The organism is Halomonas sp. V046 (assembly GCF_052645355.1).
The window spans coordinates 62,924-79,303 of record NZ_JBQXYF010000006.1 but is presented as its reverse complement, the minus strand read 5'-3'; the positions used below and the strand labels follow the sequence as shown (position 1 = coordinate 79,303).

Below are 16,380 nucleotides of genomic sequence, written 5' to 3'. Positions count from 1 at the left end.
CTGTCGGAGCTGTCAACCCGGGTGGCTATGGAGGTTGACTACTGGCTGGCGCGGCTCTTGCCGGGACGCTGCTTCCTGTGTCTGGCATCGCTTGGGGATGAAAGGCGTGGCTCGCGGCCTGTGGGGTGGCAGCGGGCGGCACCGCTGTGCATCACCTGTCGCCGTCACTTGCCGTTCAATCGACGGGGTTGCCCCGGCTGCGGCGAGCCGCTGTCCGTGGCCGCGCCATCGCTGTGTGGTCGTTGCCTGGTCCGGCCGGCTTCCTTCGACGCGACCCTGGCCCCGCTGCTCTATCGGGGGGAGGTGCGCCAACTGATGCAGCGCTACAAGTTTGGCGCCGACCGACGCTGTGGTCAGCTGCTGGTGGCCGTGTTTCTCGAAGGGCTCCTCGAGCGATCGCTCGAGGAGCCCGGGGACGCGCGCCAGGTCAGTCCCATGCCCGAGGCACTGGTGGCGGTGCCTGTGCACCCTGAGCGCGCCAGGCAAAGGGGCTTTGATCAGGCGCAGTGGTTGACCCGCCAGCTCGCGAGGCGCTTGGGAATCCCGTGTTGCGTCGCGCGCCGGCGGCGCGATGACGGCTCCCAGCGCGGCCTCGATCGGCGCCAGCGGCGGCACAACTTGCGCCACGCCTTCGTCGTCGATGGGCGCTTGCCACAGCATATTGCGCTCGTCGACGACGTGATGACGACCGGTGCGACGCTCGATAGCCTGGCTCGGGCCTGCCGCCGCCGCGGCGCCTGTCACGTCGAGGCTTGGGCGCTGGCGAGGACACCGCGGTCGGAGCTCTGCTAGCATGCGCCTTTGCCCCTTTGGTTCGGAGTCGCCATGTCCGCCTCTTTACATCCCTTCGCCGAACTGTCGCCGGCACGCGTGGTTGGTGCCATCGAATCCCTCGGGCTATGGCTGCCGGGGGAACCCTTCGCGCTCAATAGCTACGAGAACCGGGTCTATCTGGTCCATGATGACGAGCGCCGCCGCTGGGTGGCCAAGTTCTACCGGCCCGAGCGTTGGAGCGATGCCCAGATCCAGGAAGAGCACGACTTTCTTGAAGAGCTGTCGTCGGCGTCGGTCGCGGTCGCCGCGCCCTGGCGCAACGACAGTGGGGTCAGTCTCCACCACGTCGAGGGGATGCGCCTGGCGCTGTTCCCGCAACTACCGGGGCAGGCGCCTGAGCTCGACAATCCCGAGCACCTGTTTGCCCTCGGCGAGGTCGTCGGACAGGTGCATGAGATCGGCCAGCAGCGGGCGTTCGACCACCGGCGGCGTCTGGCCCCGACACTGATGGCCAACGAGGCTCGGCAGACGATCCTGTCGAGCCAGTGGCTGAGCCAGAAGCAACGCGCTGTCTACGAGCGCGTGTCTGACGCGCTGGTGCGTTGCCTGGAGCCGCATGAGTCGGCGTTCAAGCGCTGTCTGCGCGTCCATGGCGACCTGCATATCGGCAATATTCTCGGCCGCGATAGCAGCTTCGCGCTGGTGGATTTCGATGATGCCTTGATGGCCCCGGCGGTGCAGGATCTGTGGATGCTGCTCACGGCCCAGGGGCCGGAAGAGCGTCAGATGCAGTTGTCGGAGGTCATCGAGGGCTACGAGCAGGCGCTGGAATTTGATCGCAGCGAGCTTGCGCTGATCGAACCGCTGCGGGCGTTGCGGCTGATGCGCCATAGCGCCTGGCTGGTGGCGCGTTGGGAAGACCCGGCGTTTCCGACCGCCTTTCCGTGGCTGGCCGACGCCGGGTACTGGGATGGTCACTTGCGCGAGCTAGAACAGCAGCGCCTGGCGATGAGCGACGAACGGTGGCTGGCACGCTTCTAGTGCGGTCAGTCGGAGCCGTGGAAACGCGTCCAGGGCGGTCGATGCGGCTGGCTCGTGGTCAGCGGGCTGGCCGCCGTGCGCCCATCGAAGATGCCGCGTGCCATGCAGATCCGCAGCGCACCGCGCCCGCAGCGCACCTTCCAATCCGGCGGGCGCGGTGCGTTGCGATGACCGGCGACGCTGCGTGGCCGCGTCGCGGGTGGCGCTGCTAGTCGGATGGCGCTGTTAAAGCGTTCGGCCAACCGATGGCGATGTCAGCGATGGGCGAAGACGTGGGGCTATTCGCTGGTGTCGTCCGGTTTGGCGGTGGGGCCTTCGGCGCGGCGCTTGGCATTGATCTCGGCGGACGGGTTGGCCATTTGCTCGATAGACAGCGGGTTGGTCAACTCGAGCTGGAACACCGCTTCGGTGGATAGCTCACAGCGGTCTTCGGTGCAGGCCTCGAGACCGAACTGGCCATCGGGCGCGTAGGCTCCGGCGACCAGCTCACCCGAGAAGATATGGCTGTCGCCGCCTTCGGCTTCGACACAGGTGACGGTCTGGGTGGTCAGCCGCAGCCGATCGCCATCGCGTTTGGCATCGCCCACCATGACGCAGTAGTGCGGCAGGGCAGAGCGGCCCTGGGCATCGGCAACGGGGGCTAGCATGATGTCGTCTTGGCGCGCATCGCCGCCGGCGAGTTCGATGGCGTCAACCAGGTGGACATCGAAGCGTGCCTTGGCGGGTAGCTCCAGGATGCTGCCAGGGCGACTGCCTTCGGCGGGTGCCTGGGGTTGCTCGGTCTGTGCCGACGACACGGGGACCAGCGCCACCATGCCGGCCAGGATCAGCAACAAGGACGATGAAGCGAGAGGGAAAGGAAGTCGCATGGGAGGGCTCGCGGGACTGGCGATAACAGGATCGAGACGCTGACGATAGCATAGGCGATGGTGGGCGACAGCCGCAGGGCCACTTCCGCGACACTCTGCCACGCTGGCCTGTCGGTTCTGACGTCGGTTCTGACGTCGGTTCGTCGGTCGGCGCCACGAACAGGGCTCAGGACTGCGTCGTTGCCTCCGTTGAGGTAGACTAGCCGCCAGGATGTCATTGTTGTTATACAAAGTGTGCACCAATGTACATTTTTTGCATAAGATGTGGTGGCCGGGCCATCGCAGCACCGAACGTCGCTATCCCTGAAGGGCCTGACCATGACTGACACGCTCGCCAACCACTACCGCAGCATCATCCAGGAGTTGGGCGAAGACCCCGATCGCGAAGGCCTTGTCGATACCCCTGTGCGGGCGGCCAAGGCCATGCAGTTCCTCACGCGTGGCTACACCCAGTCGCTCGAGGAAATCATCAACGGTGCGGTGTTTACCTCCGATACCGACGAGATGGTGTTGGTCAAGGATATAGAGCTGTACTCGATGTGTGAGCATCACCTGTTGCCGTTCATCGGCAAGTGCCACATCGCCTACATGCCCAGTGGCAAGGTGCTGGGGTTGTCGAAGTTCGCGCGTATCGTGGACATGTTTGCCAGGCGCATGCAGATTCAGGAGAACTTGACCCGTCAAATCGCCGATGCCGTCCAGCAGGTGACCGGTGCGGCTGGCGTCGCGGTGGTCATCGAGGCGCGTCACTTGTGCATGATGATGCGTGGCGTGGAAAAGCAGAATTCCAGCATGACGTCCTCGGTAATGTTGGGGGCCTTCCGCGACAAGTCCAGCACGCGTCAGGAATTTCTCACCCTCGTCAACAATCGCTGAGCAGGCGCACGGCGAGACAGGTAGCCAAGCACTCCCGGAGAGGCCATGTCCCTTCACGTATTGGATGACCAGCACCTGGATCATGATCTGGCGACGATCCGCATCAAGAACCTGCGGCTGCGCACCTTCATCGGGATCAAGGACGACGAGATCCAGAATCGCCAGGACGTGGTGATCAACGCCGTCATTCGCTATCGAGCGGACAAGGCGGTGGCGTTCAACCATATCGAACAGGCGCTGAACTACCGCACCATCACCAAAGAGCTCATCGCCCACGTGGAAGACAACCGCTTCCTGTTGCTCGAGCGCATGACGCGTGAGGTGCTCGACCTGATCATGAGTCACGAGCAGGTGCTGACCACCCAGGTCGAGATCGATAAGCCCCATGCCCTGCGCTTTGCCGACTCGGTCTCGATCACGCTGTCGGCCTCTCGTGAGCCTCGTCGTCCGGCGCCTCACGGCGGCTAATTTCGCACGCGCGGTGCTGGACCGAGAACCGCGTGGCGCCCCGCCGGCGGGGTCCGGGCAGGGTAACGAGCCGCGGGTCTCGCCACGTCGCCATTGTCTGGCGTCGGGGAAAATGGTTGGCCTGCATGGTTGGCGGTCCGGGGGCTAAACGCTTAGCATGAAAGCGATTGCCCACGCTGCCATTTGCCCAGGAGCCCCCATGAAAGCCCTACATGATATGCCGCTGTATCGCCCCTTTGCCTACATCGATGGCAGTTGGGTGGCCGCCGACAGCGGCGAGCAGATCGATATTCTCAACCCGGCCACTGGCGAGCAGATCGCGCAGGTGCCGCGGCTCGGGCGCGCCGAGACCGAGTGCGCCATTGACGCTGCCGAAGCGGCGCTGCCGGCATGGCGTGCGATGACGGCTCAGGAGCGCGCCGACATTCTGATGAAGTGGTATCAATTGATGCTGGACCATCAGGACGAACTGGCCGCCATCATGACCCTTGAGCAGGGCAAGCCGCTCAAGGAGGCGGCTGGCGAGATCGTCTATGCGGCGAGCTTTCTGCGCTGGTTCGCCGAAGAGGGGCGGCGTGTCTACGGCGAGACCATTCCTGCCGCCAATGCCAATCAACGTATCGTGGTGACCAAGCAGCCGGTGGGCGTGTGTGGCGCGATTACGCCGTGGAACTTCCCCGCCGCCATGATTACCCGCAAGGCCGGTGCGGCCCTTGCCGCCGGCTGTACCATCGTGGTCAAGCCGGCGAGCCAGACGCCGCTGTCGGCGACCGCGCTGGCCCAACTCGCCGAGCAAGCCGGCGTACCGCGCGGGGTCTTCAACGTGGTGCCGGGGTCGGCCGCCGAGATCGCCGCGGCATTGACCGACTCGCCGGTGGTGCGCAAGATCACCTTCACCGGATCCACCGAGGTGGGCCGCACCCTGATGGCCCAGGCGGCCCAGAACATCCAGAAGATTTCCCTGGAGCTCGGCGGCAACGCGCCCTTTATCGTGTTCGAAGATGCCGATCTCGATGCGGCGGTGGACGGCGCCATGGCGGCCAAGTTCCGCAACGCCGGACAGACCTGCGTCTGCACCAACCGCTTCCTGGTGCATTCCAGTGTCGTCAACGCCTTCAGCGAGAAGCTGTCGGTGGCCATGAATAGCGAGCTCAAGGTCGGTGATGGTACGACCGTGGGTGTCAACATCGGCCCGTTGATCGATGACAAGGCGGTCAACAAGGTCAACGAGCATATCCAGGATGCCGTGGACAGCGGCGCGGAGCTGTGGCTGGGCGGGCACCCGCATCCGCTGGGCGGGAACTACTTCACGCCGACCCTGGTCAGCGGCGCGACCCGCGAGATGAAAGTTGCCCGGGAGGAAACCTTTGGCCCGCTGGCGGCGGTGTTCGCCTTCGAAGACGAGGAAGACGCCATCGAGCTGGCCAACGACACCGAATTTGGCCTGGCGGCCTACTTCTATTCACGCGACCTGGGACGCGTGTGGCGCGTTGCCGATGCCCTCGAGTACGGCATGGTCGGTATCAACACCGGCCTGATCTCCAACGCCGCCGCTCCCTTTGGCGGGGTCAAGGCCTCGGGGCTGGGGCGTGAAGGCGGCCACCAGGGGCTCGAAGAGTTCCTCGAGACCAAGTATCTGTGCATTGATCTAGGCTGACGGCGGACCGTCCTGACCGGCCGCCTTGCGCGCTCGCTGAGCGTCAGACCGTAGCAACACAACGCCCCCACTGAAAATTCAGTGGGGGCGTTTTTCGTTGTGCCTGAGGTTTCCGCGCCAGGGTCGCCGCGAGGCGGCGCAGAGGCCTTAGTGGCGGAAGTGGCGCATGCCGGTAAACACCATGGCGATGCCGGCCTCGTTGGCCGCGTCGATGACTTCCTGGTCACGCATCGACCCGCCGGGCTGGATCACCGCCGTGATACCGGCGCTGGCGGCCGCATCGATGCCGTCGCGGAAGGGGAAGAAGGCGTCGCTTGCCATCACCGAGCCCGGCACCGAGAGGCCCTCGTCGGCGGCCTTGATACCGGCGATGCGGGCGGAGTAGACGCGGCTCATCTGGCCGGCGCCGACGCCGATGGTCTGGCCGCCCTTGGCATAGACGATGGCGTTGGACTTGACGAACTTGGCGACCTTCCAGGCGAAGGCCAGATCGCGCATCTCCTGCTCGCTCGGCACGCGCTCGGAAACCACGGTCAGGTCGTCGCGTTCGACCATGCCCAGGTCGCGGTCCTGGACCAGCAGGCCGCCGGTGACCCGCTTGAGGTCACGGCTGGGCTCACGTGTGCCGGGCCAGTTGGCCGAGACGTCGAGCAGACGGACGTTCTTCTTCTCGGCGACGATGGCACTGGCCGCATCGCTGACGCCCGGTGCGATGATCACCTCGACGAACTGACGGTCGATGATGGTGCGGGCGGTGTCGGCGTCGAGGGCCACGTTGAAGGCGATGATGCCGCCGAAGGCGCTGGTCGGGTCGGTGGCAAAGGCCTTGTCGTAGGCGGCCAGAGCCGTTTCGCCGACGGCCACGCCACAGGGGTTGGCATGCTTGACGATGACGCAGGCGGTGTCGTCGAAGCTCTTGACGCACTCGAGGGCGGCGTCGGTGTCGGCGACGTTGTTGAACGACAGTGGCTTGCCCTGGAGGGTCACGGCGGTGGCGACGCTCGGCTCGCTGGCGTCGCCGTCGACGTAGAAGGCCGCGCTCTGGTGCGGGTTCTCGCCGTAGCGCATGGACTGCTTCTTGGTCAGCTGCAGGTTGTAGGTGCGCGGGTAACCATCGTCGGCGCCTTCGACCAGGCGGCCCAGATAGTCGGCGATGGCGCCGTCGTAGCCGGCGGTGTGCTCGAAGGCCTTCACCGCGAGATCGAAGCGCGTCGCCTGGCTCACGCCGCCCTGGCCGGCACGCATCTCGTCGATGACCCGGCCATAGTCGTCTGCCTTGACCACGATGGTGGTATGGGCATGGTTCTTGGCACAGGCGCGAACCATGGTCGGGCCGCCGATATCGATGTTCTCGATGGCGTCCTCGAGGCTGCAGTCGGGCTTGGCGACGGTTGCCGCGAAGGGGTACAGGTTGACGATGACCATGTCGATGGGGGCGATGCCATGTTCCGCCATGACCGCGTCGTCCTGTCCGCGACGGCCGAGGATGCCACCGTGGATGGTCGGGTGCAGGGTCTTGACCCGGCCGTCCATGATTTCGGGAAAGCCGGTGTGCTCGGAGACCTCGGTGACGGCGATGGCGTTCTCGGCCAGCAGGCGGTAAGTGCCGCCGGTGGACAGCAGTTCGACGCCGAGCGCGGACAGCTCACGAGCGAAATCGACGATGCCGGTCTTGTCCGAGACGCTGATCAGGGCGCGACGGATGGCGGTGGGGGAGGAGTGGGCCATGGAAGAGTCTCTATTGCGGACGAAAAGGCGGGGCCGAGGGGCCGGCGCCGGCGGGGCGCCGAGGCGCCCGCCGGGGGTCAGATCAGGTTGTAGTGCTTGAGCTTCTTGCGCAGGGTGCCGCGGTTTAAGCCCAGCATTTCGGCGGCGCGGGTCTGATTGCCTCGGGTGTAGTCGAGCACCGAAGACAGCAAGGGGGCCTCTACCTCGGCCATCACCATGGCGTGGAGGTCGGTGACCGTACCGCCGTCCAGGTGATCGAAGTAGCGTTGCATGGCCGAGAGCACGGCCTCGCGCAGTGGGCGGTCGTCGCGGCTGGCACCCGGCTGACCGGTGTCGATGCCGTTAAGCTCGCGGCTGGCGGCGTCCAGGTTGGAAACGGAGGACGTCTGGTCTATGGCTTGTCGGCTGGTCATGCGGCGCGGGTTCCATGATGTGCCACGGCCTTGGCCACGCGCGCGGGGGCGCTGGCAGGGTCGTGACGAAACAGTTCGTCGATAAAGCGTTGTTGGCGCTGGGCACAGTCGAGTGCATTGAAGGTTGCTCGCAGCTCGCGGCGTGCCTCATCGCAAAAGCGCGCGTCGCCGGCCAGGTACCAGCCCAGGTGCTTGCGCGCGATGCGTACTCCAATGGGGTCGCCGTAGAAGGCGTGGAGTGCCTCCAGGTGCCCGACGAGAACGTCGCGGCGTTCGCTGTCGTCGGCCCTCGGCAGGCGTTCACCATGGGTCAGGTAATGGTCGATCTCGCGGAAAATCCACGGGTTGCCCTGGGCGCCTCGGCCGACCATCACGGCATTCGCCCCAGTATAGTCGAGCACCGCCCGGGCTTTCTCGGGGGATGTGATATCGCCATTGGCAAAGACCGGAATATGGACCCGGGATACCACGTCGGCGATGGTGTCGTACTCGGCCTGGCCCTGATAGCGCTGCTGGCGGTGGCGGCCATGTATGGCCAGCGCCTGGATGCCGGCATCTTCGGCCATGCGGGCCACACGAACGGCGTTGTTGCTGTCCTCGCACCAGCCGGTACGAATCTTCAGGGTCACCGGCACGTCGACGGCAGCGACCACCGCGTCGAGAATCTCGGCCACCAACGCCTCGTCGCGCAATAGCGCCGATCCCGCCGCCTTGTTGCAGACCTTCTTCGCCGGGCAACCCATGTTGATGTCGATGATTTCGGCGCCTTGTTCGGCGTTGAGTCGCGCCGCCTGGGCCAGCATCTCGGCGTCGCCTCCGGCGATCTGAACCGCTCGCGGTCCGGGTTCGCCGCGGTGATCCATGCGCAGGCGCGACTTGCGCGTGTGCCATAGGCTCGGGTCCGAGGTGACCATCTCACCCACCACCAGGCCCGCGCCGAGGCGCCGACACAGCGTCCGAAAAGGACGGTCGGTAACCCCGGCCATGGGGGCCAGGATCACGGGGCTCGCGAGGCGATGCGGGCCGATGTTGGGCAAGGGGCGAGGCTTTGACATGGTTCGGGTCGTGGTTTCGGGGCTGCACATCATACGCGTGGAATCGTCGAGGGTGAAGGCGAGACGGAACGATTGGCTGGTCGGGGCGCCTTGGGCCAAGACGCCTGGTATCGACTCAGGCGTCGTCCCGACGCGGCCGCAGGCCGCTCAGGCGTACCCAGCCCTCGCGGATTTCCGGCTCATCCATGATCAACCCCTGGTCACGATAGGCATCCTGCACGGCGTTGGCCTGGTTCTCGAGGATCCCGGACAACGCCAGCCGGCCGCCCGGCGCCACGTGACTGGCGATGGTCGGTGCGAGCTCGACGAGCGGGCCGGCCAGGATGTTGGCGACGACCAGGGGGAAGCGCTCGGCGTTCATCTGCTCGGGGTAGCGCAGCGCCAGACGGTCTGGCTCGATGGCGTTGCGCTCGGCATTGTCTCGACTGGCACTCAGCGCCTGTGGGTCGATGTCGGTGCCGACGGCAGCATGGGCGCCGAGTTTCAGCGCCGCGATGGCGAGAATACCCGAGCCGCAGCCGACGTCGAGCATCTCGATGCCTTCGAGTTCGCCGGTCAGCGCCAGGGCGTCCAGCCATTCAAGGCACAGCGCCGTGGTCGGGTGGGTGCCGGTACCGAAGGCGAGGCCCGGGTCAAGGTGCAGGTTGACGGCATCGTCTTCGGGGGGCTCATGCCAGCTGGGGACGATCCACAGGCGCTGCCCCATCTGCATCGGGGCAAAGTCCTGCATCCATTCCCGTTCCCAGTCGCGATCGTCGAGCAGTTCGTGGTCGATCTCGGGGCAGGGCTCCTCGGGCATGGCCTCGGCCCAGGACGCCGCCAGGCGTTCAAGCATGGCCTGGAGGCCCTCCAGGTCGTCGTAGAGCCCGGTCAGGATGGTGGCGTCCCACAACGGGGTGGTGCCTCGGTCCGGTTCGAATACCGGTTCATCGTGAGCGTCCTGCAGCGTGATGGCGGTGGCGCCCTCGGCGAGCAGCAACTCCTCGAGGAGTTCGGCCTGCTCGGGGGGCACCTGGGCTTTCAGTTGGAGCCAAGGCATGAGGTTGCTCCTGAGTCGGGAAGAAGGACAGCCGGAAGGAAACGCAGCGGGGCGGCCTGGGCCGCCCCGCGAAGGCTCGCTGTGGTTACAGGCCGAGCTTCTTTTCCAGGTAGTGGATGTTGACGCCACCCTGCTGGAAGTAGCCGTCGCGCACCAGATCCTTGTGCAGCTCGGTGTTGGTCTTGATGCCCTCCACCAGCAGCTCGTCGAGGGCGTTGCGCATGCGTGTCAGCGCCGTCTCGCGGTCGACGCCCCAGGTGATCAGCTTGCCGATCAGGGAATCATAGTGGGGCGGTACGGTGTACCCGGTGTAGACGTGAGAGTCCATGCGCACGCCGAGGCCGCCGGGTGGGTGATACAGCGTCACCTTGCCGGGCGATGGCATGAAGGTGCGGGCATCCTCGGCGTTGATGCGGCACTCGAAGGCGTGGCCGTTGAGCTCCACTTGTTCCTGGCTGATCGACAGCGGCAGCCCCGAGGCGATGCGCAGCTGCTCACGCACGATGTCGACGCCGGTGACCATCTCGGTGACCGGGTGCTCGACCTGGACCCGGGTGTTCATCTCGATGAAGAAGAACTCGCCGTCCTCGTAGAGGAATTCGAAGGTGCCGGCACCGCGATAGCCGATCGTGATGCAGGCCTCGCGGCACGATTCGAGGACGCGGGCGCGGGCATCGGGATCGAGTCCGGGGGCCGGTGCCTCTTCCAGTACCTTCTGATGGCGGCGCTGCAATGAACAGTCACGGTCGTACAGGTGAATGGCGTTGCCCTTGCCGTCGGCCAGGACCTGGACCTCGACGTGGCGAGGCTTCTCGAGGAACTTCTCCATGTACACCGTGCCGTCGCCGAAGGCCGAATGAGCCTCGGTGCGGGTCACGGTGATGGCGGAGAGCAGGTGGCCTTCGGTGTGCACGACGCGCATGCCACGACCGCCACCGCCGGCGGCGGCCTTGATGATGACCGGGTAACCGATGCGACGGGCGGTGGCCAGAAGCTCACCCTCGTCATCGCCGAGGGGGCCGTCGGAGCCAGGCACCGTCGGCACACCGGCCTTCTTCATGGCCTCGATGGCGCTGACCTTGTCGCCCATCAGCCGAATGGTCTCGGCCCGGGGGCCGATGAAGGTGAAGCCGGAGCGCTCGACCTGTTCGGCGAAGTCGGCATTTTCCGACAGGAAGCCGTAGCCCGGATGGATAGCGCTGGCGTCGGTGACTTCGGCCGCGCTGATCAGTGAGGGGATGTTCAGGTACGACTGGCCAGAAGAGGCCGGGCCGATGCACACCGCCTCGTCTGCCAGGCGCACGTGCATCAACTCGCGGTCGGCCGTCGAGTGCACGGCGACCGTCTTGATGCCGAGCTCCTTGCAGGCGCGCAGGATGCGAAGGGCGATCTCGCCGCGGTTGGCGATAAGAACCTTGTCCAACATGGTGGTGTCCGCCGAATGTGGGAGGAAACGGAGAGCCGCTGAGGGTGTCAGCGCCGCTTAGGAAATGACGACCAGCGGTTGGTCGAACTCGACCGGCTCACCATCTTCCACCAGCACCGCTTCAATCACGCCGTCACGATCCGCCTCGATCTGGTTCATCATCTTCATGGCCTCGACGATGCACACGGTGTCGCCTTTCTTGACCGTGCTGCCGATCTCGACAAAGGTCTTGGCGCCGGGAGCCGGGGAGCGGTAGAAGGTGCCGACCATCGGGGACAGGATGGCGTTGCCCTGGTAGCTCGGGCCCGCCTCGACGGCCGGCTCGGCGGCAGCTGCTGGCGCGCTTGCCGGGGCCTGGGCGGGAGCGGTCGCCCAAGGCTGCGCGACCGGGGCCGGCTGCCAGGCGCCACCATTGGGATGGCGGCTGATGCGCACCGATTCTTCACCTTCCTGGATCTCGATCTCGCTGATGTTGGACTCTTCCAGCAGTTCGATCAGCTTTTTGACCTTACGAATATCCATGACGTTGTCTCGATCGGTTGAATTCGGGAGGAGGCTCGGGCGTTGTAAACCCGAGCTAAGTTGCTTGAGATCGCGGCAAGATGGCGTCTCTTGCCGTCTCTATCAGGCGAAAACTCGAAGTATGCGGATTTTGCCGAAATTCGCCAGGGTTGTCCAGAGTGACCGAACGCTGTTCGGGTAGGTGGCGGTAAGGTTCATGTCGTCGCGCCTGCGGCGAGGAAGGTGGTTACCTCCCGGGCATGGCTGGCGAGGGCTTCGGCGTCCAGTTCTCCCTGGATCCTGGCCTGGCGAAGTTCCTCCGCGCCGTTGAAGAACATCAGGCTCGGCGGACCGAACAGGCCGAAATGATCAAGGATCTCGCGGCTGGCCGCATCGCTATCGGTGACGTCGACGTCGATCCAGCGGTAGTCGGCCAGGGCGCGCTGGACCTCGGCGGCGGGGAACACGTCGCGCTCCATGATCTTGCACGAGATGCACCACTCGGCGGTGACATTGACAAAGGCCGGTTGGCCGGAGGCCGACAGGGTCTGTTGCAGGTCCGCGAGGGTATCCACCACGGTGACCTCGGCATGCGCTGACACGGCCGTCTGGCCGCTCGCGCTTGGCGACGGGGCAATGGCCAGCGGGCGCAGCGGGTCATTGGCCCCGCGGGCGGCGCCGATGACCAGGGCGATGCCCCATACCAGCAACAGGATGCCGCCACCCTGACGCACCCGCGGCCAGCCCTGGCCGCTGGACAGGTTGAGGGCGCCGAGGGCGAGGGCGGTACCCACCGCGAGTCCCGCCCACAACAGCAACGCCACGGACCCGGGCAGCAGGCGCTCGACGAGCCAGATCGCGACACCCAGCATCAACACCCCGAAGGCCGCCTTGACACCGTCCATCCAGGCGCCTGAGCGGGGCAGCAGGGTGGTGCCGAAGCCGCCCACCAGCAACAGCGGAACCCCCATGCCGAGTGCCAGAGCCAGCAGCGCCGCGCCGCCCATCAAGGCGTCGCCGGTCGATGAAATGAACACCAGAGCGCCGGCCAGTGGCGCCGATACGCAGGGCGATACCACCAGCACCGACAGGGCGCCTGCCACGGCAAGGCCCAGAGGGCCGCTGCGCTGGGCCTTGGCCTGCCAGGCATCGATGCGCTGGCCAAGCCCGGAGGACAGGCGCAGATTGAAGACGCCGAACATGGCCAGGGCGAAGGCCGTGAACAGTAGCGCGAAGACGATCAGTACCGGCGCCGACTGCAGGCGGGCCTGGAGATTGAGGCCGGCACCGAACAGCCCCATCAGCACGCCCACGGCGGCGTAGGTCAGCGCCATGCCGGCGACATAGCTGCCGGATAGCACGAAGGCGCGGCCTCGGGTCGGGTTCTGGCCGACGATGATGGACGACAGGATCGGCACCATCGGCAGTACGCAAGGGGTAAAGGTCAGGCCCAGGCCGGCCAGGAAGAACAGGCCGAGCACGAGTGGCAGGCTGGCATCGCGCATCACGGCGCTGAAGCGGCCGTCTTCGCTGAGCGGCGCCGAGAGAGTGGAGGCGGTCGAGTCACTGGCGTTGTCGGGGGGCGTGCTCGCCGAGGTCTCGGCAGGGGCGTCTCCGTCGCCCTGGTACAGGGCCGCGGCGGCCTCGGCGAAGACGGCCGGAGGGCTCGACGGCGCGGCGGTCAGGGAGACGGTTTCCGGGGGGTAGCAGAGGCCGGCGTCGGCGCACCCCTGGAAGGTGAGCGCGATGTCGATGGGGCCATCGGGGGCCGCGTCCAACGGCACTTCGAACACCACCTGATCGTAGAAGACATGAACGTCACCGAGAAACTCGTCGGTCTTGGCCTCGCCCGGGGGCAGCCGTGGCGTGCCCAGGCGCACCGAGGCATCCGCCGCGTCGACGCTGAAACGATGGCGATACAGGTAGTAGCCGTCGGCGTTGTCGATGCCGATGTAGAGGCTATCTTTGTCCTGCCACGCGCTGGGGTGGAAGGCCTGGTCGACCGGCAGAAATTCGGAGGAACTCGAGGACGAGAAGAACTGGGCCTGAGCCGTCCAGGGGAGCAGCAGCAGGCAGCAAAGGGTCAGCAGGCGGATGGCGAAGAGCACGTCGTGTCCTTATTGACGAGGGTATGGCGGGTGTGACGGGATATGCCGCGACGTTGCGCGCCAGGGATCGAGCCTCGCTCTCAGACCCCGTGAACGGGCCGGGGTTCCCGGCGAGGACGCGCTATGATCAGATGCTAGAGTACTTTACCACTTCGGGGAGAGCCGTCCCTCTTCGCAGGCAGGCCAGCCGGTCGCCCCGGAGTTAGCCCATTTTATCTGCTATTTCTGTAAGGAGTGCCGCCCATGGTCAATCGCCGTATGCGCGCCGAGCGTCGTCGTGAGCAGTTGGAAAGTCCCCAGTACGGGTGGCTATGGAAACCGCTTGTCGCCCTGGTGGCATTGGCGTTGGTGGTGGCCATCGTGCTCGGTGTGTGGTGGAGCCTGGCACCCAAGCGCTTCGATGTGGAAACGGCGACCGCCGAGCAGCGTGCCGTGGCGACGCCGGCCTCGCGAGGGGCGGTCACGGTGGCGACCCTCGCGACCCTGGTCGATACCTTGCTCGACAAGCCCGGTGGCTATCTGCGCAACGACATCCTTCCCCCTGGGCTTGTGATGGATAACATGCCTGCCTGGGAGCTTGGTGTGCTGAATCAGGCTGCGCTGCTGACGCAGTCGCTGCCGACCATGGAGGGCGGCTCTGGGGAGTCGGTGGCGAGAATCAATGAGGCCCTCGGCGCCGATCCCGATGACTGGTTCAACACCTCGACCGAGGACCGTCTCGAGGCGGCGCGGGCCGAACTCGACGCCTACCTGGAGACCTTCGGTGAATCCGGTTCGGCGGCCTTCGGGGCTCGGGGACGCGGCGTAGGACCCTGGCTGGACGATGTCGGCGGGAGCCTCGATGCGTTGATCGAGCAGCTGTCGGCCAGCGTCGGCGATGATGACATGCTGGCAGATTTCGGTATCGCCGCGGCCGAGAACACCGACGTGCCGTGGTATCGCGTCGACAACGTCTTTCACCAGGCCCGCGGCCAGACCTGGGCGCTGCGCCAGTTGCTGGAGGCCGTCGAGCGCGACCAGTCCGATGCCATCGCCGGTGCCGGGCTCGACGAGGACTGGCAACGCCTGCTGGTCGAGGTCGAGCGTAGCCAGCGGCCCCTATGGAGTCCCGTGGTGCTCAGTGGCTCGGGGTTCGGTGTCTTCGCCAACTATCCGTTGATGATGGCACATGATCTGACCCGGGCGCGGACGATCATCGACCGACTGGTCGAAGGGTTGGGCGGCGTGGCGTCCGAGCCCGAGGCCATCGAACCACCGGTGACGGAGGTCGATCAGGTGCCCGAGGCAGCCGGTGACGATCCGTCGGCCCAGCAGATACCGGAAGGGCAAGAGGTCGTGGTAGACACGCCAGCCTCTGATCTCGCCGCCGAGGGAGACATGGCCGAGAGCGAGCCGACCGAGAGCAGAATGGCAACCGACGAAGCGGACTCCGGCGCCTTGGCGCCACCGCAGGGTGAGGCCGCCGGCGAGGACGCGCCGCAAGAGTAGTGGCCAGCGAGTCGTGTCGGCGCGCCACCATCACAGAGGCCGCCCCGCGCAAGCGGGGCGGCCTCTGTGATGGTGGCCGTCGCGGACCAGGTGGGCCGGATCAAGGCTGACGGATCAAGGCTGCCAGGTCAGGGCGCTCAGGCTCACCTGGCGATGGTTGCCTGGATCGGAAGCCAGCCTGGATCGGTGGCCAGTCCAGGCTTCAGGCTTTTCGATAGGCTGCAGCGGACTTCTCGATGGCCTTGCGCGCCGCCTCGACGCCTTCCCAGGACTCGACCTTGACCCACTTGCCCTTCTCGAGATCCTTGTAGTTCTCGAAGAAATGCGCGATCTGCTGGCGCAGCAGTTCCGGCAGATCGGTCACTTCCTGGACGTCGTCGTAGAGGCTGGACAGCTTCGGGTGCGGCACGCACACGAGCTTCGCGTCTTCGCCGGCTTCATCGGTCATGTTCAGGATGCCGACCGGACGGGCGCGAATGATGCTGCCCGGTGTCACCGGGTAAGGGGTGACCACCAGGGCGTCGAGGGGGTCGCCGTCGTCTGCCAGGGTGTGGGGAATGAAGCCGTAGTTGGCCGGGTAGAACATCGGCGTGGCCATGAAGCGGTCGACCAGCAGAGCGCCCATGTCCTTGTCGATCTCGTATTTCACCGGCGCGTGGTTGGCGGGGATCTCGATGGCGACATAGAGGTCGTTGGGGAGGTCCTTGCCGGCGGGGATGTTGTCGAAGTTCATGCTCGCGTCCTTCGTTGGGCGGATATCCGATTCAGGCGGAAAAACGCCCGGATTATACGAATCTCACGCCGCGATTACCAATCCTGAGGTTCGCAGGGGCGAGCGTGGGTCCTGGCATCGTGGCGTTGGCGGTGCGGCGAGCCACGTCAGGGGTAGTGCGTGTATCATGGCCCGCTCAGGAGTCATGGCGCACTGCAACAAAGC

15 protein-coding genes are annotated in these 16,380 nt (G+C 65.8%); 6 read left to right on the top strand and 9 right to left on the bottom strand.

Annotation, left to right across the window (positions count from 1 at the left end; all coding sequences use genetic code 11):
- The first annotated feature begins 27 nt into the window (after positions 1-27).
- Both ACUN9Y_RS09435 and ACUN9Y_RS09430 read left to right on the top strand, forming a co-directional pair.
- Positions 28-792 (top strand): ComF family protein, encoded by a 765-nt coding sequence (locus ACUN9Y_RS09435; RefSeq protein ID WP_445460681.1) that lies wholly within the window; start codon positions 28-30, stop codon positions 790-792.
- A gap of 33 nt (positions 793-825) precedes the next feature.
- Entirely contained in the window at positions 826-1,815 is a 990-nt protein-coding gene (locus ACUN9Y_RS09430; RefSeq protein WP_445460451.1) for a serine/threonine protein kinase, read from the top strand.
- Positions 1,816-2,093: 278 nt separating this feature from the next.
- Here ACUN9Y_RS09430 and ACUN9Y_RS09425 read toward each other — a convergent pair whose 3' ends face one another.
- Entirely contained in the window at positions 2,094-2,684 is a 591-nt protein-coding gene (locus ACUN9Y_RS09425) for a hypothetical protein (RefSeq protein WP_445460450.1), read from the bottom strand.
- 318 nt (positions 2,685-3,002) lie between these two features.
- Between ACUN9Y_RS09425 and folE the strand changes: the two genes are divergently transcribed.
- The 3 genes from folE to ACUN9Y_RS09410 all read left to right on the top strand — a co-directional run bounded on the left by folE (position 3,003) and on the right by ACUN9Y_RS09410 (position 5,685).
- Positions 3,003-3,560 carry a GTP cyclohydrolase I FolE gene (gene folE / locus ACUN9Y_RS09420; protein WP_445460449.1) on the top strand — a complete coding sequence of 186 codons (558 nt, stop codon included), beginning with the start codon at positions 3,003-3,005 and terminating at the stop codon, positions 3,558-3,560.
- A gap of 45 nt (positions 3,561-3,605) precedes the next feature.
- Complete coding sequence (gene folX / locus ACUN9Y_RS09415; protein ID WP_445460448.1) at positions 3,606-4,028, top strand: dihydroneopterin triphosphate 2'-epimerase; 423 nt, start codon at positions 3,606-3,608, stop codon at positions 4,026-4,028.
- Positions 4,029-4,227: 199 nt separating this feature from the next.
- A complete protein-coding gene (locus tag ACUN9Y_RS09410; RefSeq protein WP_445460447.1) occupies positions 4,228-5,685 on the top strand; it encodes an NAD-dependent succinate-semialdehyde dehydrogenase in 1,458 nt (485 codons plus the stop codon).
- Between the two features lie 147 nt (positions 5,686-5,832).
- Here ACUN9Y_RS09410 and purH read toward each other — a convergent pair whose 3' ends face one another.
- The 7 genes from purH to dsbD form a co-directional block, all read right to left on the bottom strand.
- The gene (gene purH / locus ACUN9Y_RS09405) at positions 5,833-7,413 is read right to left on the bottom strand and encodes a bifunctional phosphoribosylaminoimidazolecarboxamide formyltransferase/IMP cyclohydrolase (protein ID WP_445460446.1); all 1,581 of its coding nucleotides are present in this window, start codon (positions 7,411-7,413) and stop codon (positions 5,833-5,835) included.
- A 77-nt stretch (positions 7,414-7,490) separates the two neighbouring features.
- Positions 7,491-7,826, bottom strand: a complete 336-nt coding sequence (fis, locus tag ACUN9Y_RS09400; protein ID WP_445460445.1) for a DNA-binding transcriptional regulator Fis — start codon at positions 7,824-7,826, stop codon at positions 7,491-7,493.
- A complete protein-coding gene (gene dusB / locus ACUN9Y_RS09395) occupies positions 7,823-8,881 on the bottom strand; it encodes a tRNA dihydrouridine synthase DusB (RefSeq protein WP_445460444.1) in 1,059 nt (352 codons plus the stop codon). The genes fis and dusB overlap by 4 nt, the downstream gene beginning before the upstream one ends.
- 115 nt (positions 8,882-8,996) lie before the next feature.
- Positions 8,997-9,920, bottom strand: coding sequence for a 50S ribosomal protein L11 methyltransferase (prmA, locus tag ACUN9Y_RS09390; protein ID WP_445460443.1), 924 nt, complete (start codon positions 9,918-9,920; stop codon positions 8,997-8,999).
- Positions 9,921-10,005: 85 nt separating this feature from the next.
- Positions 10,006-11,346 (bottom strand): acetyl-CoA carboxylase biotin carboxylase subunit, encoded by a 1,341-nt coding sequence (gene accC / locus ACUN9Y_RS09385; RefSeq protein ID WP_445460442.1) that lies wholly within the window; start codon positions 11,344-11,346, stop codon positions 10,006-10,008.
- A gap of 57 nt (positions 11,347-11,403) precedes the next feature.
- A complete protein-coding gene (gene accB / locus ACUN9Y_RS09380; protein WP_445460441.1) occupies positions 11,404-11,868 on the bottom strand; it encodes an acetyl-CoA carboxylase biotin carboxyl carrier protein in 465 nt (154 codons plus the stop codon).
- A gap of 194 nt (positions 11,869-12,062) precedes the next feature.
- Positions 12,063-13,955: a protein-disulfide reductase DsbD gene (dsbD, locus tag ACUN9Y_RS09375; RefSeq protein ID WP_445460440.1), complete on the bottom strand. Its 1,893-nt coding sequence runs from the start codon at positions 13,953-13,955 to the stop codon at positions 12,063-12,065.
- A gap of 243 nt (positions 13,956-14,198) precedes the next feature.
- On the opposite strand from dsbD, the gene ACUN9Y_RS09370 reads away from it, so the two are divergent.
- Entirely contained in the window at positions 14,199-15,443 is a 1,245-nt protein-coding gene (locus ACUN9Y_RS09370) for a DUF2333 family protein (protein WP_445460439.1), read from the top strand.
- A 202-nt stretch (positions 15,444-15,645) separates the two neighbouring features.
- Here ACUN9Y_RS09370 and ppa read toward each other — a convergent pair whose 3' ends face one another.
- The gene (ppa, locus tag ACUN9Y_RS09365) at positions 15,646-16,176 is read right to left on the bottom strand and encodes an inorganic diphosphatase (protein ID WP_445460438.1); all 531 of its coding nucleotides are present in this window, start codon (positions 16,174-16,176) and stop codon (positions 15,646-15,648) included.
- Positions 16,177-16,380 lie beyond the last annotated feature (204 nt).

Coding starts and splice junctions, on each gene's coding strand:
- ACUN9Y_RS09425 (WP_445460450.1), bottom strand. CDS start 2,684: ATGCGACTTCCTTTCCCTCTCGCTTCATCGTCCTTGTTGCTGATCCTG.
- accB (WP_445460441.1), bottom strand. CDS start 11,868: ATGGATATTCGTAAGGTCAAAAAGCTGATCGAACTGCTGGAAGAGTCC.
- accC (WP_445460442.1), bottom strand. CDS start 11,346: ATGTTGGACAAGGTTCTTATCGCCAACCGCGGCGAGATCGCCCTTCGC.
- ACUN9Y_RS09435 (WP_445460681.1), top strand. CDS start 28: ATGGAGGTTGACTACTGGCTGGCGCGGCTCTTGCCGGGACGCTGCTTC.
- ppa (WP_445460438.1), bottom strand. CDS start 16,176: ATGAACTTCGACAACATCCCCGCCGGCAAGGACCTCCCCAACGACCTC.
- fis (WP_445460445.1), bottom strand. CDS start 7,826: ATGACCAGCCGACAAGCCATAGACCAGACGTCCTCCGTTTCCAACCTG.
- ACUN9Y_RS09410 (WP_445460447.1), top strand. CDS start 4,228: ATGAAAGCCCTACATGATATGCCGCTGTATCGCCCCTTTGCCTACATC.
- ACUN9Y_RS09430 (WP_445460451.1), top strand. CDS start 826: ATGTCCGCCTCTTTACATCCCTTCGCCGAACTGTCGCCGGCACGCGTG.
- folE (WP_445460449.1), top strand. CDS start 3,003: ATGACTGACACGCTCGCCAACCACTACCGCAGCATCATCCAGGAGTTG.
- folX (WP_445460448.1), top strand. CDS start 3,606: ATGTCCCTTCACGTATTGGATGACCAGCACCTGGATCATGATCTGGCG.
- ACUN9Y_RS09370 (WP_445460439.1), top strand. CDS start 14,199: ATGGTCAATCGCCGTATGCGCGCCGAGCGTCGTCGTGAGCAGTTGGAA.
- prmA (WP_445460443.1), bottom strand. CDS start 9,920: ATGCCTTGGCTCCAACTGAAAGCCCAGGTGCCCCCCGAGCAGGCCGAA.
- dusB (WP_445460444.1), bottom strand. CDS start 8,881: ATGTCAAAGCCTCGCCCCTTGCCCAACATCGGCCCGCATCGCCTCGCG.
- purH (WP_445460446.1), bottom strand. CDS start 7,413: ATGGCCCACTCCTCCCCCACCGCCATCCGTCGCGCCCTGATCAGCGTC.